Origin of the sequence: Amycolatopsis sp. lyj-23, assembly GCF_046549135.1 — a bacterium.
Lineage (GTDB): Bacteria > Actinomycetota > Actinomycetes > Mycobacteriales > Pseudonocardiaceae > Amycolatopsis.
This window is the reverse complement of the sequence record NZ_JAJPWN010000016.1, coordinates 37775-59779: the sequence shown is the minus strand read 5'-3', so window position 1 is coordinate 59779 and position 22005 is coordinate 37775. Positions and strand designations below refer to the sequence as shown.

Sequence of the window (22005 nt, the reverse complement as noted above, 5' to 3'; positions counted from 1 at the left end):
CGGAGTCCAGCCATGAGTCAGCCGCACCGGGCGCAGCATCGCCAGTCCGAGGGTGACTACTACGCGGAAACCGCGCAGAAGCTCGACGGCAACGCCGAAGGCCGGCAGCTCACCGAGAAGGCTGCATCGAACTACTCGGTCGCCCAAGGAAAGCTGCTGCAGGAAGGGCAAAGCTTGCGGGGCGACTCGCCGGCGCCTGGCGAGAACTACGCCAACAGCCCGCACGAAGTCCTGTACGACATGGTGCACAAAGACCTGGACATCGAGGGCATCAACAACCGCAGCCGAGTAGCGAACGTCTACGGCAACTGGCTGGCCGACGCCTCCAACCAGTTCCGCGACGCCGCGACGGCCGCGGGCGGTTCTTGGCAGGGCCCCGCCGCCGAGCAGGCGAACACCTTCTTCCAGAGCACCGCCGGCCACACCGAACAAACCGGCGACGCCATGCAACTGGTGTCCAACCACTACTCCCAGCAGTCCGCCGCCGCGCACTACGCCAAGACCAACATGCCCGAGCCCACCGGGTTCGACCAGCAAGCCGAGATCGACAAGGCCCGGCGACAGTACGAATCCGGTGACCTCGTCGGCATGAACAGCACCATGGACGGGATCCAGGCCAAGCAGCAGCAGGCGGATGCCGCGCACCAGCAGGCCGTGCAGGTCCTTCAGAACCTCGACTCCACCTACCACGAAACCGCCAGCACCCAGCCCACCTACACCCCGCCACCGCAGCTGGGGCAGGGAGACTCCACCTCGGCCAGCGGGTTCCACGGCACCAGCAGCGCCGGCTTCACCGGCGCACCCACCATCGGCGGCACCGGAACCGGCGGAACAGGCATCGGCACCGGCGGAACAGGCATCGGGACCGGCGGCACAGGAGGAACACCCCCGGGAATCAGCCCCGGCACCACCCCACCGGGGACGACCACGTACGTCCCCCCGGGCGCCACCAGCGGCACCGGCACCTTCAGCGGCAACTCCAACTTCCGCGCCGCACCCGCCGCCGGGACCTTCGGCCGCGTCACGCCCGATGGACTCGCCATGCCCGGAACCGGCACCGGCTCCGGCGGCAGCACTTCAGGCGGCGACATCACCCGCGGCAAAGGCATCGGATCCGGGCGCGCCGGCAGCGGGTTCGCCGGATCGCGGGTTTCCGGGAGCGCCGGCGGCAAGGAAGTCCCCGGTGAAGGCGGGAAAACCGGGAGCAAAACCGGCGAACGGCTCGAACGCGGAGCCACCGCGGCCGCCGCGGCCAAGGGGAAGGGCGGTAACGCCGCCGCTGGGCCAGCCGGAGCCGGGAAGAAGAAAGACGACGACAAAGAGCACAAGAACAAGTACGCCGTCGACGAAGAGGTGTTCGACTTCAAGCCGGAACGTGGGCCGGATGGGGAGAAGGTCGTGAAGCCGACCATCGGGGAGACCTCTTAGGGGGCATCCCTGGGATCTCGCTCGATCCCGGGGATGCGCAAAACCCGCCGCTACATTGGGTTCATGCGCTTGTTCATCGCCAACGCCGAGACGTGCCCGATCGACGAAGTCCCCGTCCCGAGCGGGGTCTGATGCGCACGCTGCTGAACATCATCTGGCTCGTCCTGTGCGGCTTCTGGATGGCCGTCGGCTACCTGATCGCCGGCGTCATCTGCTGCGTCCTGATCGTCACCATCCCGTTCGGGCTGGCGTCCTTCCGGATCGCGCACTACGCCTTCTGGCCGTTCGGGCGCACGGTCGTCGACCGGCGGGACGCCGGCGTCGCGTCCTGCCTCGGCAACGTCGTCTGGTTCGTCTTCGCCGGGTGGTGGCTGGCGCTCGGGCACGTCGTCACCGGCGTCCTGCTCTGCCTGACCGTCGTCGGCATCCCGCTCGGCGTCGCGAACTTCAAGCTGATCCCCGTGTCGCTCGTGCCGCTCGGCAAGGAGATCGTCGAGATCGCCTAGGACTGCGGCGCGAACGGCAGCTCGACCACCAGGCACGGCCCGCCGACGAACAGGCCGCCGTCGACGCCCAGCGCCTTGCCGCCCGCGTACAGGAACGGGCCCTCGATCTGGGTCGGGTGGATGCCCAGCTGGTCGGCGATGACGCTGTGCCCGTGCACGATCCGCGACCCGCCCAGGGCGTCCATCAGCTTCTGCGCGTTCTCCTCGCCGTCCGGGCCGCGGAAGGCGTAGCGCGTCGTCATCCGGCGCCAGACGTCCCACCACGACTCGATGTCGCTGCCCTCGAGGATCTCGCGAGCGGCCTCGTTGATCTCGTCGATCGACGAGCCCCAGTCGAGGTACTCCAGCGTGTCCGAGTGCAGCAGCAGGTGGTCGGCGGCGACGGCGGCCAGCGGGCGCGCGGTCAGCCACTCGATGTGCTCCGGGGTCAGCCTGTCCTGGTCCGACAGCAGGCCGCCGTTGATCTCCCAGCTGCGGGCGAAGCTGCGCGGGCCGAAGTCGGACGGCACCGGCTCGTCGCCGAAGTGGTACATCCCCAGCGCGAGGATCTCGTGGTTGCCCAGCAGGGTCTGGACCTGGCCGCCGGCTTCGGCCGCCTGCGCTTCGAGCCGCATGACCAGGTCGATCGCGCCGACGCCGTCCGGGCCGCGGTCGACGAAGTCGCCGAGGAACCAGAGCTGGTCCTCGCCGCCGGACCAGTTGTCCTCCTCGTCGACCAGGCCTTCGGATCTCAGTGCGTCGGCGAGTTCGTCACGGTGGCCGTGGACGTCGCCGACCACGTACGTCGACTTGCTCATCCGCTGACGATATGCCCTGCGGCCGCCCGGCTCGCGCTCAGCCTTCGCCGAACGGGTCCAGGGTTCGCCCGATCAGGTCGGCGACCGAGTCGATCACCATCGTCGGCCGGTACGGATAGCGTTCGGCCGACTCCCGGCTGGAGATGCCGGTGAGGACGAGGATGGTCTGCAGCCCGGCCTCGATGCCGGAGTGCACGTCGGTGTCCATCCGATCGCCGATCATCAGCGTCGACTCCGAGTGCGCGCCCAGCCGCCGCAGCGCCGAGCGCATCATCAGCGGGTTCGGCTTGCCGACGTAGTACGGCGAGCGCCCGGTGGCCTTCTCGATCAGCGCCGCGACGGACCCGGTGGCCGGCATCGAGCCCTCCAGGCTCGGGCCGGTCGCGTCGGGGTTCGTCGCGATGAACTTCGCGCCGCCCTCGATCAGCCGGATCGCGCGGGTGATCGCGCTGAAGCTGTACGTGCGGGTTTCGCCCAGGACGACGTAGTCGGGGTCACGCTCGGTGAGCACGTAGCCGACCTCGTGCAACGCCGTCGTCAGGCCCGCTTCACCGATGACGTACGCCGAGCCGTTCGGCCGCTGCGACGAGAGGAACTTGGCGGTCGCCAGCGCCGAGGTCCAGATCGACTCCTCGGGGATGTCCAGCCCGGTGCGCTCCAGCCGCGCCCGCAGGTCGCGCGGGGTGTAGATCGAGTTGTTCGTCAGCACCAGGAAGCCGATGCCGTTCGCCTTCAGCTCGGCGAGGAACTCGTCGGCCCCCGGGACGAGGTGCTCCTCCTTCACCAGGACGCCGTCCATGTCGGAGAGGTACGTCCACCGGCGTTCGCTCATAGTGCGGAACCTATCACGCGCGCGAGACACCTGCGTGCCACGCCGAAAAGGGCTACCATCGGAATTGCCGGTAACGCGAGGGGAGTCGCGCTTCCGGTCACCGAGGGGGTTCGGGGGAATACTTTTCGACGTCGACGGCGTGCGCGCCGCCGCGCAATTCTTCCTGCCCCCGCACCGAAGGGGGAGAACCATGACCGAAATCATCGAGCGCCCGGCGACGACCGGGCCGATCACCGCTCCGAACTGGGGACTCACCAAGTTCCTCGACCCGCTGCGCGTTCCACCGGTGTTCCGGCCCCGCGGCCGGGAAACGATCACCATTCCGATGACCACGAAGCGGCAGCAGCTGCACTCGGAATTGCCCGAAAGTACGTTGTGGACGTACGCGGGGCATTTCCCGGGTCCGACCTTCGAAGTGCGCAGCGGCCGGCAGCTGCGGATTTCGTGGTCGAACGAAATCGACGGCGAGTTCCCGCTCGTGGCCGTTCAGGGCCCGCTGGGCGACGCGCCCACCAGCCGCCCGGGGCGCGAACTGGACAAGCCGGGCTACTCGATCGTCGACGGCGTCGCCGACCTGCCGGCGTGGACGGTCGTCCACCTGCACGGCGCGCGCACCAACGCGGGCAACGACGGCTGGGCGCACAACGCGGGCCTGGCGGGGACGTCCCAGCTCGCGGAGTACCAGAACCGCCAGCAGGCGATGCCGCTCTGGTACCACGACCACGCCATGGCGATCACCCGCTTCAACGTCCACACCGGTCTCGCGGGGATGTACCTCATCCGCGACGACGAGGAGGACGCGCTCGGGCTGCCGCACGGCGACCGCGAGATCCCGCTGATCATCACCGACCGCAACCTCGACACGGACCCGGCGACCGGCGCGCTCACCGGGCAGCTGCTGTACAAGTTCCCGGTCATCCCGGGCGGCCCGGCGATCCCGTTCTCCGGGCCGTTCAACCTGGTCAACGGCGTGATCTGGCCGCACCTGGACGTCGAGCCGCGGTGGTACCGCTTCCGGCTGCTCAACGCCGCGAATTCGCGGTTCTACACGCTCGAGCTGGTCGACGAGGACAACGTGCCGGTCAACGACGCCGTGCGGCTGATCGGCACCGACGGCGGCCTCCTGCCCGCGCCGGCGCCGCTGCCGTCCGGCGGGCTGACCGTCGCCCCGGCCGAGCGCTTCGACGTCCTGATCGACTTCAGCCGTTTCAAGGGCCAGAAGCTCAAGCTGCGCAACGCCGACCCGCGGCTGGGCACGATCGAGCCCGACCTGATGGAGTTCCGGGTGGACGGCCGGGGCGGGCCCGACCCGTTCACGCTGCCCGAGAAGGTGTCGACGTCGTACGTGCGGCTCCAGCACGGCACGACGCTGCCGGAGGACCACGACCACGTCTGGATCGCGCTGCTGCTCAACAAGGCGGGGCACCCGGAGCTGTGGGACCTCGAGCAGGTCGACGCGGACCCGGGCGGCGAAGGGGTCATCCAGCTCCAGGACCCGAACGGCGGGCTGAAGACGTTCCGCATGATCGGGCGGATCTTCGACGACACGACCGGCGTCTTCATCGACCACGACCGGTGGGCGGTGTGGAACATCCTGCACGTGGCGAACGGCGGCCCGGCGCACCCGATCCACATCCACCTGACCGAGTTCCAGGCGCTGTTCCGGCGCGCCTTCACGACCACGTTCGACCAGCCCACCGAGCGGACGACGGCGCCGATCGACGGCTTCACCGACATCCCGCTGGAGAAGTACGAAGAGGGCTGGAAGGACACGATCATCGTCAACCCGGGCCAGTGGGTGAGCGTCGCCGGGCGGTTCGGGGGCGGCACCGGCGAGTTCATGTACCACTGCCACATCCTCGACCACGAGGACGAGGGCATGATGCGCCCGTTCGTCGTGCACCCGCCGGCGGTGGCGAAGTTCCACGTCCACCCCGGCGGCGGTCACCACCACGACGCCGCCTGATCGGTCAGGAGGCGGCGGCCGGGTGGATCGACACGGTCGCCGCCTTCACCGACAGCGTCACCGCCGAGCCCGGCTCCAAAGCGAGCTCGGCGACGGCGGCCGGGGTGAGGTCGGCGGTGAGGCCGTGGGCCCAGCCGTCGGCCTCCGCGCGGACGCGGATCACCGGCCCGTGCGGTTCCAGGGCGGCGACGACGGCGTCGGCCGTGTTCCGGGGGCTGCCGCGGTGCTCGCCGTCGTGCGGGTAGACGGCGACCGCGTTGGGCGGGAACACCGCCACCGCGGCCTCTCCCGCCACCACGTCCGGCGCCGGGAGGCCGCTGACCACCTCGCCCGACGCCGTCCGCAGTCCCTCGGCGACCGCGGTGCCGGCGACGAGGTTGAGGCCGGCGATCCGCGCGGTGAACGCCGTCCGGGGGGCCGAGAGGACTTCCCGCGTCGGCCCGCGTTCGACGATCCGGCCGTCGTTCAACACCGCCACGTGGTCGGCGAGCGCGAGCGCGTCCAGCGGGTCGTGCGTGACGAGCACGGTGGTCGGGCCGGTCTTGAGCACCCGCCGCAGCAGGCCGCGGATCGCGGGTGCGGCGTCGACGTCGAGCGCGGCGAAGGGCTCGTCGAGCAGCAGCAGATCCGGTTCGGCGGCCAGGGCCCTGGCGATCGCGACGCGCTGGGCCTGGCCGCCGGACAGCTGCGCGGGCCGCCGGTCGGCCAGCGCGACGGCGTCCACTTCGGCCAGCCAGTAGAAGGCCCGCTCGCGCGCGACGCGGCGGCCGGCGCCGGTCGAGCGCGGCGAGAACGCCACGTTGTCCACCGCGGACAGGTGCGGGAAGAGCAGCGCGTCCTGGGACAGCAGGCCGATCCCCCGGCGGTGCGGTGCGACGCCGGCCAGCGCGCGCCCGGCCACCGCGATCTCCGCCGACGTCGGCGTGATCAAGCCCGACAGGCAGCCCAGCACCGTCGACTTGCCCGAGCCGTTCGGGCCGAGCAGGGCCAGCACGTGCCCGGCGGGCACGTCGAGCTCGACGTCCAGGTCGAACGAGCCGCGCGCGGCGGTGATCCGGGCGGCGAGGCTCACCGGAGGCCGCCTTCCCACGAGCGCGGGCGCGCGACGGCGATCACGAGCACCGCCACGACGATGAGCAGCAGCGAGAGCGCGACGGCGCTGTCGATGTCCACTTCGGCCTGGGTGTAGACCTCGAGCGGCAGCGTGCGGGTGACGTCTTCGAGGCTGCCGGCGAAGGTGATCGTGGCGCCGAACTCGCCGAGCGCGCGGGCGAAGCTGAGGACGACGCCGGAGCCGAGGGCGGGCAGCAGCAGCGGCAGCGTGACCCGGCGGAACACCGTCCACGGGCGCGCGCCGAGGGTCGCGGCGACCTGCTCGTAGCGGTCGCCGGAGCCGCGCAGGGCGCCTTCGAGGCTGACGACCAGGAACGGCATCGCGACGAACGTCTGCGCGATGACCACGGCGGTCGTGGTGAACGGCACGGACTCCCCGGTCAGCGCGGTGATCAGGGCGCCGAGGAAGCCTTTGCGGCCGAGCAGGTACAGCAGCGCCAGGCCGCCGACGACCGGCGGCAGCACCAGGGGCAGCAGCACGATCGACCGCAGCACCCGGACCCCGCGGAAGGTCGCCCGCGCGAGGACGACGGCCAGCGGCACGCCGAGCAGCACGCAGGCCAGTGTGGACAGCGCCGCCGTGAGCAGCGACAGCCGCAGCGCGTGCCACGACGACGGCGTGACGATCAGCGACGGCAGCCGCGTCAGGTCCGAGCGCACCAGCAACCCGACGACCGGGAGGACGACGAGGGCCAGCGCGACGGCGGCGGGGATGCCCAGCACCCACGGGACGCGCGAACGGCCGGCCGGGACGGATCCCGGCCGGCCGCTCGCGAGGCGCTCACTGCGCAGAGCCGAACCCGACCTTGCTCAGCTCGGCCTTGCCCTCGGCGCCGAGGACGAAGTCGTCGAACTCTTTGGCCAGTGCACCCTGGCCGCCCTTGACCGCGGCGATCGGGTAGCTGTTGACCGCGCCGCTCGCCTCGGGGAAGTCGACCTTGTCGACCTTGCCCGCGGCGGAGGTGACGTCGGTGACGTAGACGAGACCCGCGTCGGCGTCACCGGAGGCGACCTTGTTCAGCACCTGCTTGACGTCCTGCTCCTCGCTCTTCGGCTTGAGCGTGACGCCGGTGGCCGTCTCGACCTTCTTCGCCGCCGAGCCGCACGGCACCTGCGGGGCGCAGGTGACCACGGCCAGGCCGGGCTTGTTCAAATCAGCAAAGGACTTGATGCCCTTGGGGTTGCCGGGCGCGACCGCGATGGCGAGCTTGTTGGTCGCGAAGACCGTCGGCTGGCCGTCGATCACGCCGCCCTGGACGGCCTTGTCCATGTTGGCCTGGTCGGCCGAGGCGAAGACGTCGGCCTTGGCGCCGTTGGTCAGCTGCTGGACCAGGCCGGACGAGCCCGCGAAGCTGAACTTCACGGTGACGCCGGGGTGCTTGGCCTCGAACTCCTTGCCGAGCGCGGTGAACGACTCGGTGAGCGACGCGGCAGCGAACACGGTCAGCGTGCCGCCACCGGAGCCGCCGGCCCCCTTGGGCGCGGGTGCGGTGACGGACGACCCGCCGGTCTGCGTGCTGGGCTCGTCGGAGCTGCTGCACGCGCCCGCGAACAGGGCGACAGCAGCCACGGCGAGAGCGAGCTGCGTCAAGCGAGGCTTCGCCTCGGGCCGGGGGCTCCGCCACCCGGACCCCCGAAAAGCGGACTGGTTCATCTACTTCCTTCCGGTGTTTCCACCACGACAGTGGTCGCCTTGACCACCGCAACCGCGAGCACGCCGGGGCGCAGGCCCAGCTCGCGGACGGCTTCCGTACTCATCAGGGACACCACGCGGTGCGCCCCGCACTGCAGTTCCACCTGCGCCATCACCTTGTCGGCGATGACCTCGGTGACCAGCCCCACGAACCTGTTGCGGGCGGACCGGCCGACCGCCGACGGGTCGTCGGGCGCGGCGGCCTGCGCCCGGGCGAACCCGGCGAGCTGGGCGCCGTCGACGACCTTGCGGCCGGCGGCGTCGTCGGTCGCGGTCAGCTGCCCCGCGCGCACCCACCTCCGGACGGTGTCGTCGCTGACGCCGAGCAGGCGCGCGGCCTCGGACAACCGAAATTGCGGCATGCCGCAGACATTATCTCCGCAGTTGAGGAAAAGCTACGCGGGGCGCGAATTGCCCATGACTTCGGCGCGCAGCTGTTCGAGGATGACATTCTGATAACGCTCGATCACTTTTCGGTCGGCCGGGGAGAACTGCGCGAGCAGGTCGCGCAGGGCGCCGAAGGCCGGCTCGAAGAGCGGCGCGAAGCGGTCGGCCGCCCCCGGCACCACCTCGACGAGGACCTTGCGCCGGTCCTCGGGGTCGCGCACGCGGCGGACCAGCCCGACCTTCTCCAGCCGGTCGACGACGCCGGTGACCGCGCCGGTGGACAGGCCGGTCAGCCCGGCGATCCGGCCGGCGGTGAGCGGGCCGCCGACCTGGAGGAGCAGGTCGAACGTCTTGTGGTCGGTGCCGGACAGGCCCATCCGCTCGGCGATCCTCGCGTGCCGCAGGACGGTGAACGTGCTGCCCGCGCGCCCGAGTTCCGCGAACCGGAAGAGCTCGTCTTCCGTGACCGGGTAAGTCTTTTCCGTCACAAGCCCTCATTAGTTCGGCCGCTGAACCACTCACTGCGCAAAGTATCCTAGAGAAGAAGTCACTCCGCCCGTTCCGGAGCTACGCTGTGCGTAATGACGGCAGTGGATCTCGGGTTTCCTCGCGTCCCCGGCACACGAGGGTCATCTCGCGTGCCCAGGCCCGAGAACCCGCACCTCATCGACACCTTCGGCCGGGTGGCCACCGATCTCCGGGTTTCCCTGACCGATCGGTGCAACCTGCGCTGCACCTACTGCATGCCCGCGGATGGCCTCGACTGGATGCCCGGCGAGCAAGTGCTGACCGACGACGAGCTGGTCCGGCTGATGCGGATCGCCGTCGAGCAGCTCGGGGTCACCGACATCCGGCTCACCGGCGGTGAACCGCTGCTGCGGCCGGGCCTCGAGGACCTCGTGGCGCGGATCACGGCGTTGTCGCCCCGGCCGCGGTTGTCCATGACCACCAACGGGATCGGGCTGGCCCGCCGGGCGGGGGCACTGGCCGAAGCCGGGCTGGCCCGGATCAACGTCTCGCTCGACACCGTCGACCCCGAGCTGTTCAAGACGATCACCCGCCGCGACCGGCTCTCGCACGTGGTGGCCGGGCTGGCGGCGGCGCGCGACGCCGGGATGTCGCCGGTGAAGGTCAACGCCGTGCTGATCCGCGGGCTCAACGAGTCCGAAGCCGTGCCGCTGCTGAAGTTCTGCCTCGACGAGGGCTACCACCTGCGGTTCATCGAGCAGATGCCGCTGGACGCCCAGCACGGCTGGAACCGCGGCGAGATGATCACCGCGGCCGAGATCCTCTCGATGCTTTCGGCCTCCTTCGAGCTGACGCCGGCCTCGGAGGCGCGCGGCGGGGCGCCGGCCGAGCGCTGGCTGGTGGACGGCGGCCCCGGCGACGTCGGCGTGATCGCGTCGGTGACCCGGCCGTTCTGCGCGGCCTGCGAGCGGACGCGGCTGACCGCCGACGGCGCGGTGCGTTCCTGCCTGTTCAGCAACGACGAGACGGATCTGCGGTCCCTCGTGCGCGCGGGCGCGCGCGATGAGGAGGTGGCGGACGCCTGGCGGGCGACGATGTGGGGCAAGCTCGCCGGCCACGAGATCAACGACGCCGGGTTCGCGCAGCCGATCCGGCCGATGAGCGCGATCGGCGGTTGAGGTGGCGACGATGACCATCGTGGTGCGGTACTTCGCGGCGGCGCGGGCCGCCGCGGGCGTGGAAGAGGAGAAGGTGCAGCTGCCGGACGGCGCGTCGGTCGCCGACGCCGTGGCCGAGCTGCGCCGCCTCCACCCCGAGAACCTGCCGCGGCTCCTGGCGGCGGTCAGCTACCTGCTGGACGGGATCGCGGTCCGCGACCTCGGCAAGCCCCTGCGCGACGGCGCCGAGCTGGACGTCCTCCCGCCCTTCGCCGGCGGCTGACGGCTGCCCCGGCTTCACGCGTGTAACCAGCCGGTCGGCCGACGTACCTGCGCCGTCGGTTGGCGTACCCGGATGGTCGGTTGGCGTACCCAGAAGGTCGGGCTGCGTACCTGGAGGGTCGGCTGCGTACCTAGGCAGTCGGCTGGCGTACCTGGGGGGTCGGGCTGCGTACCTGGGGGGTCGGGCTTCGCGTCGGGGGTTGACCAGCCGCCTGCGGGGTGGGATTGGGCCGTCCGGTGGAGGGCCGGGAAGTTCGTCCGGCCTGTAAAACGGCGACCGCTCGGGTACGGCCGCCGACCGCTCGGCGACCGGTGTTGCGGCCCCCGGCGTGGCGCGTCACCGGATCCGGGTGTTCGCGAGAAGCTGACGCGGAATCGGCCGCCACCCATCCGGTGACCCGTTCGACCTGGTCCGTCGCCCTGCGTCAGCCCAGGTGCGCGGGACGATCGGCCGGCGTCGCTCCGACCGGGTCGGGAAACCCCACGAACAGGTGGGACTCTTGTGACTGTTGGGGCAGCCGAGGCAGGATTGTCAAGTCTGGCGCGGTCCCCGCACCGGTCATAAGATGCGCGGTCCAATCGCGATCCGGGCGGCACGAATGGGCCATTCGCTACGCGAAACACGTGATGCAAGCCTCACGATCCGTGTTTTATCTCGGCCAGGAAACGGGCAGATAACGGCCCCCTGACCTGCGCAAACACCCGTATCGACCGGGGTTGCGTGCCGTTACTGTGACGTAGGTCACGCCCCGAATAATTTCCGATCACGGCCATCGTTACGTACCGTCGCTTTTCGGTTGGCCCCGACCGACCGACGCAAGACCGGGAATCCGTAGCGCCTAGCCCTGTCCAACGGATCCCGGACCCATACCCCGAGCGAAAGCATTTCCGGACAGGGACGAGGGGACGACGAAGACGCGGCGTGCGTCGGGCTCGTCTGCCGGTCTGAGATGGCCGGTGCAGGACCCCGATCCTGACCCTCAACACAGGTTCGTAGGCGCTGGAAGCCGAGAAGCATCCAAATGTCTTACCGAGGCAAGCACCGCAAGATGTCCGCTGCCACCCGCACCGTCGCTCGCGTCGCCATCGCGGGCATCGCGGTCGGCGCGCCCATCGCGATCGCCGCGACCCCCGCGTCGGCGACCAACTGGGACGCCATCGCGCAGTGCGAGAGCAGCGGCAACTGGAACACGAACACCGGCAACGGCTACTACGGCGGCCTGCAGTTCACGCAGAGCACCTGGAAGGCCTACGGCGGTACCGGCAGCGCCGCGAACGCTTCCCGCGACGAGCAGATCGCCGTGGCCGAGCGCGTCCTGCAGGGTCAGGGCATCGGCGCGTGGCCGGTCTGTGGCAAGAAGGGCGGCGGCGGTTCGTCGGCCCCCAAGGCCACCGGCCACACCACCAAGAAGGTGACCCCGAAGAAGAGCACGACCGCGCCCGCCCCGAAGAAGGCGGCGGCCCCGGCTGCCCCCGCGGCAGCGGCCACCGGCGTGACCGGCTCCAACCCGAACGGTGACTACACCGTCGTGGCGGGCGACACCCTGTCCAAGATCGCCAAGCAGTTCAACGTCCAGGGCGGCTACCAGAAGCTGCAGGAGCTGAACGCGAAGTACATCCCGAACAAGGACCTGATCCTCGTCGGGCAGAAGATCGCCACCAAGTGACGATCTCGCAGTGATGCGCGGGTCCGGCCTCGAGCCGTGACCTGAACGGGCTCCCACCGCCGATCCCCCGGGCGGTGGGAGCCCTTCACTCGTTTCCGGCCGCCAAACGCGCCCTGACGCGCCGGAGGCCGCCGCCGGGCCCGTGCCGGGTCCCCGGGCGCAGAACGCGCGTACGGCGCTCTCAGGCGTGCCGGATCAGGGCGAGTTGACCCATTCGTCCGTGCCGTCCGTGAAGTGCTGGTGCTTCCAGACCGGCAGCCGGGCCTTGACCTCGTCCACGAGCTCCGCGCACGCCGAAAACGCCTGCCCGCGGTGCTCCGCGGCCACCGCGCAGGCCAGGGCGACGTCGCCGACAGTCAGCGCCCCCAGCCGGTGGCTCACGGCCACCGCGCGGACGCCCGTCCAGCGCGCCGACAGGTCCGCGACGACGTCCGCGATCACCTGGCTCGCGCTCGGGTGGCCCTCGTAGGCCAGGTCGCGGACGCCCTTGCCGCCGTCGTGGTCGCGGACCACCCCGGCGAACGTCACCACCGCACCCGCGGCGTCGTCCTCGACCAGGCGGGCGTGCTCCTCGACCGACAGCGGCTCCTCGGTCACCAGCGCCCGCGCCACGCGCACGGCGGGCCCGGCGGCGGCCGGCCGCGGGTGATCGCCCCCGGCCAGCTGGTCGACCGCGTGGTCCAGGATGCCGTCCAGCACGCCCAAGCCGTCCTTGACGCCGCCGGAGGAGCCCGGGAGGTTCACCACCAGGGTCCGCCCGGCCACGCCGGCCACCCCGCGCGACAGCACCGCCGTCGGCACCTTCGGCAGCCCGGCCGCGCGGATGGCGTCGGCGACGCCCGGCAGCTCGTGGTCCAGGACCGCGCGGGTGACGTCCGGGGTGCGGTCGGTCGGCGAGATGCCGGTGCCGCCGGTGGTGAGGACCACGGCGACGCCGTCGGCCAGCGCGGCCCGCAGCGCGACCCCCACCGGGTCCCCGTCCTCGACGACGACCGGCGCCGGCACGTCGTACCCGCGCCCGGCCAGCCACGCGACGATCACGGGGCCGGTCTTGTCCTCGTAGACGCCCTTCGCGGCGCGGTTGGACGCCACGATCACCCGCGCGTTGCGCTTCACGGCCGCTCCCAGGTTCCGGTCTTGCCGCCGTCCTTGCGGAGCAGGCGGACGTCGTCCAGCGTGGCCGCCGGGTCGACGGCCTTGATCATGTCGTGCAGCGTCAGGCCGGCGACCGCCACCGCGGTCAGCGCCTCCATCTCGACGCCGGTGACGTCGGTGGTCTTCGCGGTCGCCCGGATGCCGACCTCGGCCTCGCCGAGGGCGAACTCGACCTTGACCCCGGACAAGGCGATCTGGTGGCACAGCGGGATCAGCTCGGGCACGCGTTTGGCGCCCATGATCCCGGCGATCCGCGCGGTGGCGAGGGCATCGCCCTTGGGGAGACCGTCGGTGGCCAGCAGCCGCAGCACCTCGGCGGTGGTCCGCACGGTCCCGGCGGCGAGCGCGGTGCGCGCGGTGGCGGTCTTGCCGGAGACGTCGACCATGCGGGCGGCACCGGTCTCGTCGACGTGGCTGAGTTCACTCACACGGCGAGGCTACTTCGGGCTCAGCGCTCCGCGAGCACAGCCTTCCGGACCGCCTCCGCGACCGCCGGGGCCACCGCGCTGTCGAACACGCTCGGCACGATGAACGACGCGTTCAGCTTGCCGTTGTCGACCACGTCCGCGATCGCGTCGGCCGCGGCCAGGAGCATCGAGTCGTCGATGTTGTTCGCGTGGGCGTCGAGCAGGCCGCGGAACACGCCCGGGAACGCCAGGACGTTGTTGATCTGGTTCGGGAAGTCGCTGCGGCCCGTCGCCACCACCGCGGCGTGCTTCTGGGCCTCCAGCGGGTCGATCTCCGGGTCCGGGTTGGCCAGCGCGAAGACCACCGCGTCGGACTTCATCGTCGCCACCTGGGCCGCGCCGAACAGGTTGGGCGCGGAAACGCCGATGAACACGTCCGCGCCGGCCAGCGCCTCGTGCAGGGTGCCGCTGACCTGCTGCTTGTTCGTGTGGGACGCGATCCACGTCAGGTTGTCGTCGAGGTTGCCGCGCGCGGAGTGGACGATGCCGTCGATGTCCGCGGCCACGATGTCGCCCGGGTTCTTGTGCAGCAGCAGGCGGATGATCGCCGAACCGGCCGCGCCGACGCCGCTGACCACGATCTTGCAGTCCTCGATGCGCTTGCCGACCACCCGCAGGACGTTGCGCAGCGCCGCGACGACCACGATCGCCGTGCCGTGCTGGTCGTCGTGGAACACCGGGATGTCCAGCTGCTCGCGCAGGCGCTTCTCGATCTCGAAGCAGCGCGGCGCGGCGATGTCCTCGAGGTTGATGCCCGCGTACACCGGGGCCAGCGCCTTGGCGATCATGATGATCTCTTCGGTGTCCTGGGTGTCCAGGCAGACCGGCCACGCGTCGACGTCGGCGAACTTCTTGAACAGCGCCGCCTTGCCCTCCATCACCGGCAGCGCCGCGGCCGGGCCGATGTTGCCGAGGCCCAGCACCGCGGAACCGTCGGTCAGCACCGCGACGGTGTTGCGCTTGATGGTCAGCCGGCGCGCGTCCTCGGGGTTCGCGGCGATCGCCTGGCAGACGCGGGCGACGCCCGGGGTGTAGGCGCGGGAGAGGTCGTCACGGTTGCGGAGCGCGACCTTCGGCGTCACCTCGATCTTGCCGCCGAGGTGGATCAGGAACGTCCGGTCCGAGACCTTGCGGACCTTGACGCCGGGCAGCGAGTCGAGGGCCTGCGTGATGTCGTTCGCGTGGTTCTCCGACAGCGCGTTGGCACTGATGTCGACCACGATCGCCTCGGAGTGCGACTCGACGACGTCGAACGCGGTCAGCACGCCGCCCACGCGCCCGACCGCGGTGGTCAGGTCACCGGCCGCGGTGGACGAGGCCGGGGCCTCGACCCGGACCGTGATCGAATACCCGGGACCGGGAACCGGCATGGCACTTACCCCCGCATGGGAAAGGTGGCTGGGACGGAAGGGAACCTACTCCCGTGACCGCCCTCACCAGGCCCCGATACCGGTACTGACCAGTAACTATGCGGTCAGCGGTTGATCTCGGTCTCGGGGTGCACGTAGGGCACGGTGTCGAGCGGGAAGGTGACGTCGCCGAACGGCGACAGGGCGCCCTGGCGGTCGGACGCCAGCTCGGTCACGGGGTGCTCGCCCGCCTCGCCCGGCCAGGTCGGGTCGATGCCCTTGTGCTTCTTTTCACCCTTGGCCACAACGTCCTCCACAGCCGTTCACGGTCTTACGGGGACAGTCTGCCTGAGCCCGGGCGGCCCGGCGCAACCGCCCGGTACCCTGGTCGTCTATGCCCGCGACCTCTTTGGCGGACTGGCTGCGTGCGGAGTCCGACGACGCACTCGCAGAGCTGCTCCGCACGCGGCGCGACCTGTCCACGCCCCCGCCCTCCGACAGCACGGTGCTGGCCACCCGGGCCGGCACGCCGGGCTCGGTCGCGCGCGCCTGCGAGGACCTCGACACCTTCACCCTGGCCGTGCTCGAAGCGTGCCTGCTGGCCGGCGCGGACCGCGATCCCGTGCCGGTCGAAGCGGTCGCCGAGCTGGTCGGCGCCGACATCACCGCACCGCTGGCCCGCCTCCGCGCCCGGGCGCTGACCTGGGGGCCGGACGACGCCCTGCGCGTCCCGCCCGCCGCCCGGGAGGCGCTCGGGCCGTTCCCGGCCGGGCTGGGCGCGTCCTCGCCCTCGCTGGCCGGCGAGGACCTCGGCGCGCGCTTGGCCGAGCTCCCCGACGACGAACGCGGCGTGCTGACCGCCCTCGCCGCCGGGCCGCCGATCGGCCGCACCCGTGACGCCGGGCTCGACCTCCCCCTCGGCAAGGCCGAGACGCCGGTGCAGAAGCTGCTGGCCCGCGGCCTGCTGCTGCGGCGCGACGACCAGACCGTCGAACTGCCGCGCGAGCTCGGCGTCGCGGTGCGCGGCGCGGTCTTCCCGCCCGGGACGCGCACCGAACCCGAGCTGCCGGTCCACCCGCACCAGCCGTCTACTTTGGACGAGGCGGCGGCCGGTGAGGCGATGGAGTTCCTGCGCCACACCGAAGCCCTGCTGCGCGCGTGGTCGGCGGCGCCGCCGCCGGTGCTCAAGTCCGGCGGCCTCGGCGTGCGGGAGCTGAAGAAGCTCGCGAAGGACCTGGAGATCGACGACACGCAGGCGATCCTGCTGGCCGAACTGGCCGTGGGCGCCGGGCTGGTCGCCGACAGCGAAGCGAGCGTGCCGGAGTGGGTGCCGACCACGCTGACCGACTCGTGGCTCGCGTCGCCGACCGCGCAGCGGTGGATGACGCTCGCCCAGGCCTGGCTGGAGCTGCCGCGCCTGCCGGGACTGGCCGGCGGCCGCGACGCCAAGGACAAGCCGATCGCGCCGCTGTCGGAAGACCTGCGCCGCCCGCTGGCGCCGGTCGGGCGGCGGCGGGTGCTCGCCGCGCTGGCCGACCTGCCGCCGGGCGCCGGGGTGAAGAGCGTCGACGAGCTCGTGTCGGTGCTGGCCTGGCGCGCGCCGAGGCGGGGCGGGCGGCTACGCGACGAGACCGTCCGCTGGACGATGGCCGAGGCGAGCGCGCTGGGCATCGTCGGGCTCGGCGGCGTCACGACGGCGACGCGGGCACTGCTCGCCGACGACCGGCCGGGCGCGGTCGAGGCGATCCTGGACGCGCTGCCCGCGCCGGTGGACCGGGTGCTGCTGCAGGCCGACCTGACGGTCGTCGCGCCGGGACCGCTGGAGCCGGAGCTGGCCGCCGAGATGGCGGCGGTGGCCGACGTCGAGTCGGCGGGGCACGCGACGGTCTACCGGATCACCGAGGCCTCGATCCGGCGCGCGCTGGACACCGGGCGCACGGCCGACGAGCTGCACGCGCTGTTCAAGACGAAGTCGGCGACCCCGGTCCCGCAGGGGCTGAGCTACCTGGTCGACGACGTCGCCCGGCGCCACGGACGGCTGCGCGGCGGCGTCGCGGCGTCGTTCCTGCGCTGCGACGACGAGGCGCTGCTGGCCGAGGTGCTGGCCCACACGGTCGCGGCGGAGCACGCGCTGCGGCTCATCGCGCCGACGGTCGTGATCAGCCCGGACCCGCTGCACGAGGTCCTGGCGGCGCTGCGCGGGGCGGGGTTCGCGCCGGCGGCGGAGGGCCCGGACGGCCGGGTGGTCGACATCCGGCCCGGCGGCCGCCGCCTGCCGGCGAAGGCACGGGCGGCCCGCCGCAGCCCCGGCGAGCAGGCGGTGCTGACGGAGGACCAGGCGGCCCGCATCGTCTCCAACCTGCGAGCGGGCGACGCGGCATCGGCCCGCCGCCGCGGCTCGGCGGTACGAGCACCGGTCGGCGGCGGCACGGACACCTCGGCGACGCTGGAGTTGCTGTCCCGGGCCACGCTGGAGCGGCGTGAGGTCTGGATCGGGTTCGTCGACTCGAAAGGCATCGCCAGCCAACGCGTCGTCCGCCCCGTGCGCGTCGGCGGCGGCGTGCTCGAAGGCGACAACAACGAGCGGTACTCCCTGCACCGCATCACCTCCGCCGCCCTCGTCGAAGACTGACGCCGGATTCGGTGAATTCCCGGCGAACCGGGCGGGCAGGTGGTAAGCCTGAGCCATGAAGCGGGCAACGCGCGTGACCGTGCTCGCGGCCGCGGCGGTCGTGGGCGGGGCGGGCTTCGCCGGACCGGCCGACGCGGCCGGGCCGCCGGTCTACTCGAAGTACACCGTCACCGGGACCACGCACATCGCGAAGCCGGACGCCGACCTGGGCCTCGGGCCCGGGCAGTTCGACATGTACACGCTGATCGGGCCGTACACCTACTCCGGGACGTTCACGCTGCCGCCCGCCGAGGTCACCCGGTCGGTGCCCGGGGTCGGCAAGGTCAGCGGCACCGTCACCTTCGGCCCCGGCCACGCGGAAGGCTCGGTGTTCGGCGGGTTCTCCGGCTCGGCGACCTGGCCGGTGACCATCTCCGGCGTCCGGGTCAACGGCGTGCCGTTCGACGTCGGTGCCGGGTGCCGCACCGCCGAGCCGGTGACGACCGAACTCGCGTCGGACGACTTCGCCACGGGCACGGGCGGGCACCTCGAGTCGACCTACGCGATCGGTGCGTTCGAGAACTGCGGTGCGGCGACGCCGCTGATCAACGGGTTCGTGCCCGGCGAAGGCAACACCCTGGCCCTCGACCTCGCCGGTTAGAGCGCGCGCAGGCCGGCCAGGACGCGTTCCATGAACTCGCGGGACGAGCGGTCGCCGAGGATCAGCTCCGTCTGGTGGATCAGCACCAGGCCGATGTCGGCCATGTCGCCGACCAGGACCTTCACCACGCCCAGGGGCAGCCGCAGGTGCGCGGCGATCTCGGCCACGGACCGCGTGTCCAGGCACAGGTCGCAGATCCGGCGGTGCTCGACCGAGCGGACCCCGCGGTAGCGGCGGCCGTCGTCGGACGTCGAGACCAGCGCCTCCAGCGCCAGGTTGTGGTCGGAGCGGGTGCGGCCGCCCGTGCGGGTGTACGGGCGGACCCGCGACCCCGGCGAAGCGACCGGCGCCGGGCTCGCCACGCGGGCCGGCTCGTTCCAGGCCGGGTCCTCCCACGGTTCCGGGGTCGGGATCCAGCGGGTTTCCGGGTCCGGCGGCGGGGTCCAATCGGCGGGCGGCGGCGGGGCCCAGGCGGGCGGCGGTGCGGCCTGCCGCGCGACCGGAGCGGGCGGCCGGGGCGCCGGTGGCCGGGGCGCGAGCGGGCGCGGGGCGGCCGGGTGCCGGGACGGCGGCGCGGGCGGCCGCGCCCCCCGCGGCGGGGTCCACGCCGGCTCCAGCGGCGGGGGCTCCGGCTCGTACCGGTCGTCGTCCTGCCACTCGGGCTCGACGGGGTCGTAGCCGTCGTCGGCCACGACCGGCGAATGCGCGCCCTGGAAGCCGAAGGGTTCGGGCGCAGGCGCGCCCGGGTAGCCATCGTCGCCGTACCCGGGCGAACGGTGGTCCGGAACCGCCCCGGATTCCGGACGCGAATAGTCACCGAACTCGGGCGCGCGGCCCGGGAAGCCCCCGGTACCCGGACCTGCATAGCCCTCGTCGCCGTACCCGGGCGAACGGTGGTCCGGGAAAGCCCCGGTACCCGCGTCGGTGTACTCGGGCGAAGGCGCGGCCGGGTAGCTCGGACCTGCGTATTCCTCATCCGGCGAAGGCGCGCGCCGACGCCGGCGGCCCACCGGCTCGCGGTCCTCCTCCTCGGCGGCGAACTCCGATTGGAAACCCGGGTCCTCGTCGTCCGCCGACGAGCCCCATTCGCGGGTGTCCTCGTCCGTGTAGCCCTGCGCGTCCGGCTGCGGGCGGGCCGGCTTGCGCTTGGGCATGATCATCGACAGCGTCGACATGTCGAACTTGCTGGGCGAATCGAAACTCTCGCGCTCGGTGCCGCGGTGCAGTGCGTCCCAGCCGCTGGAGTCCGGATCGTCGAATCCCGAAATCCTCATCTCGCCCTACCCACGCACGCCGCCCTGGAGCTGGGCGCGCAGTTCGGGGGTGATCTGCTGGCCGACCCGCTCGACGAGCAGGGTCATCTCGTACGCGACCGTGCCGATGTCGCACGTCGGCGCGGCCAGCACCGCGAGCGACGAGCCGTCCGAAACGGACATCAGGAACAAGTAGCCGCGCTCCATCTCCACCACGGTCTGGTTGACGCCGCCCGCTTCGAAGCAGCGCGCCGCCCCCTGGGTCAGGCTGATCAGCCCGGACGCCACCGCCGACAGCTGCTCGGCGCGTTCCTGGGGCAGCCCTTCCGACGGCGCCAGCAGCAGCCCGTCCGCGGACACCAGAACCGCGTGCGCGGCGCCGGGTACCCGGCGGACGAAGTCCGTGATGAGCCAGCCGAACGTGCCCTGGCCGGAAGCCGTCACTCCTGCTCCTCCTTGCTCGTGCGGCGTCGCCCGCCGCACCCCGGAGCGCCCGGCACGGCCGGTCGGCGACGCCAAGGTAAAGCGTATTCGCACCGCCGGTGGTGTCGAGCCCGCCACCGGCCGGCCGCAGGGCACCCTACGGGCCCACCCGGCCGGGTTCCGCCGCGCCCCGGTCGACCTCCCCCATCCGGGGGACGTACCGCGGCTCGCACCCGCGGGCTGTCCGCGCAGGTCAGCGCCGGTACCGGTGGCACCGGCCGCCGACGCCACCGGACCACGCCGCCGGGCGGATCCTGCGGACGGTGACCGCACTCCCCGAAGTGGGTGAAGCACGTGGAGTTCACTCCAACGGCCGCATCCGGGTCGGGGTGTCATGGGCTAGCCCGCGCGCAACGCCGAATCGTGCGCGATCGCGTGCTGGACGACCGAGATCAGCACCTGCTTCGCGGACTCGCGCTCCCGCGCGTCACACGCCATGATCGGGACCGACGGCGCGATGGTGAGCGCGTGCCGGACGTCCTCGATCTGGTGGTGCAGCAAGCGGTCGAAGCAGTTGATGGCCACGACGTACGGCAGCTTCCGGTTCTCGAAGAAGTCGATCGACGGGAACGCGTCGGCCAGCCGCCGCGTGTCGACCAGCACGACCGCCCCGATGGCGCCGACCGCGAGGTCGTCCCACATGAACCAGAACCGGTGCTGACCCGGGGTGCCGAAGACGTACAGCACCAGGTCCGAGTCCAGCGAGATGCGCCCGAAGTCCATCGCCACGGTGGTGGTGGTCTTGTTGGGCGTGGCCGAGGTGTCGTCGTGCCCGACGCTGGCCTCGGTCATCATGGCCTCGGTGGTCAGCGGGTCGATCTCGGAGATCGCCCCGACCAAAGTTGTCTTCCCCGAACCGAACCCGCCGGCGACCACGATCTTGGCCGACGAGGTCGGACCCGTCACCTGCGGCGCGTTCGCGTCGGAGTCAAATTCTCCGAAGCCCACTGAGCACCCTTTCCATGAACTCGATACTCGGGCGGTCGCCCACGGTCGCGCTGCTGGAGTGCACCAGCACCAGCCCGAGGCCCGCCACGTCACCAATCAACACGCGCACCACGCCGAGCGGCAGGCGCAGCAGCGCCGCCACCTCGGCCACCGACCTGGTGTCGAGGCACAGGTCGCAGATCGACCGGTGCTCGGGCACCCGGACCCGGTCGAGCATCCGGCCCTGTTCGCTGGTCGAGATCAACGCCTCGATGGCCAGGTCGAGCGTCGCCTTCGTCCGCCCCCTGGTCCGGAAGTACGGCCGGACCAGGCCCGACGTCTCCATCTCGGTGGGCGGCGGCTCGTCTACGTACTCCTGGCTGGCCTGCCGCGGCAGGGCCGCGGCGAACTCACCGGAGTCCGGCCCCGCACCGAAGTCGCGCTCGGTCGTGTACGCCGCGAAGTCGCGTGCGTCGTACAGCGGCCCGCTCGAACCGCCGAACAGCTCCGCACCCGGACCGCCGAGCAGGCGGTCGCGGTACTCGGTGCCGCCGGCGATCGGCCGGATCGGTTCCTGCCCGGCATTGCTGTCGGTCAGCCAGTTCGGCGGCTCCCGCACGGGGTCGCTGTCGGAGGCCTGCACCCGCCGCGCGCGCCACTCGCGGTCGACGCGGTCCCGGAACGACTGCCAGTCCTCCCGGCCCTCGTCCGACTGGTCGGACCACCCGCCGGAGAAGTCGTCACCGAGCCGGCCATCACCCCTCAAGCGCCCGTCGTCCACGGCTCTCTCCTCGGTTCCCAGG

At 71.9% G+C, this 22005-nt stretch carries 23 protein-coding genes; 8 read left to right on the top strand and 15 right to left on the bottom strand.

Annotated features, from left to right (window positions below; genetic code table 11):
• The first annotated feature begins 12 nt into the window (after positions 1–12).
• A complete protein-coding gene (locus ACLJPY_RS34725; protein WP_410595164.1) occupies positions 13–1428 on the top strand; it encodes a hypothetical protein in 1416 nt (471 codons plus the stop codon).
• 131 nt (positions 1429–1559) lie between these two features.
• Positions 1560–1934, top strand: coding sequence for a YccF domain-containing protein (locus tag ACLJPY_RS34720; RefSeq protein ID WP_410595162.1), 375 nt, complete (start codon positions 1560–1562; stop codon positions 1932–1934).
• Here ACLJPY_RS34720 and ACLJPY_RS34715 read toward each other — a convergent pair.
• Together ACLJPY_RS34715 and ACLJPY_RS34710 are read right to left on the bottom strand one after the other, a co-directional pair.
• Positions 1931–2731: a metallophosphoesterase family protein gene (locus ACLJPY_RS34715; protein ID WP_410595160.1), complete on the bottom strand. Its 801-nt coding sequence runs from the start codon at positions 2729–2731 to the stop codon at positions 1931–1933. The two genes, ACLJPY_RS34720 and ACLJPY_RS34715, sit on opposite strands and share 4 nt — an antisense overlap.
• A gap of 37 nt (positions 2732–2768) precedes the next feature.
• Positions 2769–3563, bottom strand: coding sequence for an HAD-IIA family hydrolase (locus tag ACLJPY_RS34710; protein ID WP_410595158.1), 795 nt, complete (start codon positions 3561–3563; stop codon positions 2769–2771).
• A 190-nt stretch (positions 3564–3753) separates the two neighbouring features.
• Here ACLJPY_RS34710 and ACLJPY_RS34705 point away from each other — a divergent pair, with 190 nt between their 5' ends.
• Positions 3754–5529: a multicopper oxidase family protein gene (locus ACLJPY_RS34705; protein ID WP_410595156.1), complete on the top strand. Its 1776-nt coding sequence runs from the start codon at positions 3754–3756 to the stop codon at positions 5527–5529.
• Between the two features lie 4 nt (positions 5530–5533).
• Here the strand turns inward: ACLJPY_RS34705 and ACLJPY_RS34700 are convergent, their stop codons facing one another.
• From ACLJPY_RS34700 to ACLJPY_RS34680, 5 genes are read right to left on the bottom strand one after another with little or no spacing between them, the layout of a single operon-like run.
• Positions 5534–6601 carry a sulfate/molybdate ABC transporter ATP-binding protein gene (locus ACLJPY_RS34700; RefSeq protein ID WP_410595154.1) on the bottom strand — a complete coding sequence of 356 codons (1068 nt, stop codon included), beginning with the start codon at positions 6599–6601 and terminating at the stop codon, positions 5534–5536.
• Positions 6598–7365 (bottom strand): ABC transporter permease, encoded by a 768-nt coding sequence (locus ACLJPY_RS34695; RefSeq protein WP_410595152.1) that lies wholly within the window; start codon positions 7363–7365, stop codon positions 6598–6600. Before ACLJPY_RS34695 ends, ACLJPY_RS34700 begins: the two co-directional genes overlap by 4 nt.
• A 58-nt stretch (positions 7366–7423) precedes the next feature.
• On the bottom strand, positions 7424–8233 hold the full coding sequence (gene modA, locus ACLJPY_RS34690) for a molybdate ABC transporter substrate-binding protein (protein WP_410595150.1): 810 nt from the start codon (positions 8231–8233) through the stop codon (positions 7424–7426).
• Positions 8234–8292: 59 nt separating this feature from the next.
• Positions 8293–8697 carry a molybdopterin-binding protein gene (locus tag ACLJPY_RS34685; protein WP_310968721.1) on the bottom strand — a complete coding sequence of 135 codons (405 nt, stop codon included), beginning with the start codon at positions 8695–8697 and terminating at the stop codon, positions 8293–8295.
• Between the two features lie 33 nt (positions 8698–8730).
• A complete protein-coding gene (locus ACLJPY_RS34680) occupies positions 8731–9210 on the bottom strand; it encodes a MarR family winged helix-turn-helix transcriptional regulator (RefSeq protein ID WP_410595148.1) in 480 nt (159 codons plus the stop codon).
• Between the two features lie 150 nt (positions 9211–9360).
• Here ACLJPY_RS34680 and moaA point away from each other — a divergent pair, with 150 nt between their 5' ends.
• The 3 genes from moaA (at position 9361) to ACLJPY_RS34665 (ending at position 12296) form a co-directional block, all read left to right on the top strand.
• Positions 9361–10368 (top strand): GTP 3',8-cyclase MoaA, encoded by a 1008-nt coding sequence (moaA, locus tag ACLJPY_RS34675; RefSeq protein WP_410595146.1) that lies wholly within the window; start codon positions 9361–9363, stop codon positions 10366–10368.
• A gap of 10 nt (positions 10369–10378) precedes the next feature.
• A complete protein-coding gene (locus ACLJPY_RS34670) occupies positions 10379–10630 on the top strand; it encodes a MoaD/ThiS family protein (protein WP_410595144.1) in 252 nt (83 codons plus the stop codon).
• A 1021-nt stretch (positions 10631–11651) separates the two neighbouring features.
• Positions 11652–12296: a transglycosylase family protein gene (locus tag ACLJPY_RS34665; RefSeq protein WP_410595142.1), complete on the top strand. Its 645-nt coding sequence runs from the start codon at positions 11652–11654 to the stop codon at positions 12294–12296.
• A 195-nt stretch (positions 12297–12491) separates the two neighbouring features.
• Here ACLJPY_RS34665 and ACLJPY_RS34660 read toward each other — a convergent pair whose 3' ends face one another.
• The 4 genes from ACLJPY_RS34660 to ACLJPY_RS34645 form a co-directional block, all read right to left on the bottom strand.
• Positions 12492–13412 (bottom strand): molybdenum cofactor biosynthesis protein MoaE, encoded by a 921-nt coding sequence (locus ACLJPY_RS34660; RefSeq protein ID WP_410595140.1) that lies wholly within the window; start codon positions 13410–13412, stop codon positions 12492–12494.
• Positions 13409–13879 (bottom strand): cyclic pyranopterin monophosphate synthase MoaC, encoded by a 471-nt coding sequence (gene moaC, locus ACLJPY_RS34655; RefSeq protein ID WP_410595138.1) that lies wholly within the window; start codon positions 13877–13879, stop codon positions 13409–13411. Before moaC ends, ACLJPY_RS34660 begins: the two co-directional genes overlap by 4 nt.
• Positions 13880–13899: 20 nt before the next feature.
• The gene (locus tag ACLJPY_RS34650) at positions 13900–15288 is read right to left on the bottom strand and encodes an NAD-dependent malic enzyme (RefSeq protein WP_410595136.1); all 1389 of its coding nucleotides are present in this window, start codon (positions 15286–15288) and stop codon (positions 13900–13902) included.
• A gap of 104 nt (positions 15289–15392) precedes the next feature.
• Complete coding sequence (locus tag ACLJPY_RS34645) at positions 15393–15572, bottom strand: hypothetical protein (RefSeq protein ID WP_191315889.1); 180 nt, start codon at positions 15570–15572, stop codon at positions 15393–15395.
• Between the two features lie 89 nt (positions 15573–15661).
• Between ACLJPY_RS34645 and ACLJPY_RS34640 the strand changes: the two genes are divergently transcribed.
• Both ACLJPY_RS34640 and ACLJPY_RS34635 read left to right on the top strand, forming a co-directional pair.
• Positions 15662–17899, top strand: coding sequence for a helicase-associated domain-containing protein (locus ACLJPY_RS34640; RefSeq protein WP_410595134.1), 2238 nt, complete (start codon positions 15662–15664; stop codon positions 17897–17899).
• Positions 17900–17954: 55 nt separating this feature from the next.
• Positions 17955–18539 carry a hypothetical protein gene (locus tag ACLJPY_RS34635; protein WP_410595132.1) on the top strand — a complete coding sequence of 195 codons (585 nt, stop codon included), beginning with the start codon at positions 17955–17957 and terminating at the stop codon, positions 18537–18539.
• On the opposite strand, the gene ACLJPY_RS34630 is transcribed toward ACLJPY_RS34635, so the two are convergent.
• The 4 genes from ACLJPY_RS34630 to ACLJPY_RS34615 all read right to left on the bottom strand — a co-directional run bounded on the left by ACLJPY_RS34630 (position 18536) and on the right by ACLJPY_RS34615 (position 21983).
• Positions 18536–19813 (bottom strand): DUF742 domain-containing protein, encoded by a 1278-nt coding sequence (locus ACLJPY_RS34630; RefSeq protein WP_410595130.1) that lies wholly within the window; start codon positions 19811–19813, stop codon positions 18536–18538. The genes ACLJPY_RS34635 and ACLJPY_RS34630 overlap by 4 nt on opposite strands.
• 6 nt (positions 19814–19819) lie before the next feature.
• On the bottom strand, positions 19820–20236 hold the full coding sequence (locus ACLJPY_RS34625) for a roadblock/LC7 domain-containing protein (protein WP_072476021.1): 417 nt from the start codon (positions 20234–20236) through the stop codon (positions 19820–19822).
• A gap of 378 nt (positions 20237–20614) precedes the next feature.
• Positions 20615–21223, bottom strand: coding sequence for a GTP-binding protein (locus ACLJPY_RS34620; RefSeq protein WP_043776338.1), 609 nt, complete (start codon positions 21221–21223; stop codon positions 20615–20617).
• Positions 21204–21983, bottom strand: coding sequence for a DUF742 domain-containing protein (locus ACLJPY_RS34615; RefSeq protein WP_410595128.1), 780 nt, complete (start codon positions 21981–21983; stop codon positions 21204–21206). The genes ACLJPY_RS34620 and ACLJPY_RS34615 overlap by 20 nt, the downstream gene beginning before the upstream one ends.
• Positions 21984–22005: the final 22 nt, after the last annotated feature.